Source organism: Bacillus sp. SIMBA_008 (assembly GCF_046535495.1).
Taxonomy (GTDB): domain Bacteria; phylum Bacillota; class Bacilli; order Bacillales; family Bacillaceae; genus Bacillus; species Bacillus subtilis.
In genome coordinates this window covers 1-398 of record NZ_JAWRWL010000068.1, presented here as the reverse complement: position 1 = coordinate 398, position 398 = coordinate 1, and the positions used below count along the sequence as shown (strand labels likewise).

The following is a 398-nucleotide window of genomic DNA, read 5'->3' as shown; positions in this document are numbered from 1 at the left end:
CCCATTCAATATCCTGCGGCCCTCCAAGATCTTTTTCCAGCTTTTTCGCCAGTTTATAGAGCTTTGACGCATATTTGCGAAATTCCCCGGGGCCGTCATATTTTTTCTTGGGCCGTGCCAGTTTAAAAGAATAGGCCTCGGCTTCCCCGGAAACGAGCTGCTCCCCGAGACCGTAGACGTAATTGCCTGTCATCTCCCGCCTGCTCCCCGTAATTGGATCTGCGGTAAACAGCACTCCGGATATCTCAGACGGTATCATCAGCTGGATGACGATTGCGATTTCATGCTCATCTTCCATTCCCTGAACGGCGCTGTACGCTTTTACTCTTGCTGACTGTACCGACCGGCGGACTTCCTCAATCGCCCTGGACATGTCTTGATCTGTTCTGACATTCAAC

The 398-nt window shown here is 51.3% G+C and carries 1 protein-coding gene; it reads right to left on the bottom strand.

The features are described 5' to 3' along the window. Positions 1-398, bottom strand: a 398-nt coding sequence (locus SB658_RS22145; protein WP_410602347.1) for a PEP/pyruvate-binding domain-containing protein, incomplete at both ends; no start/stop codon positions are given.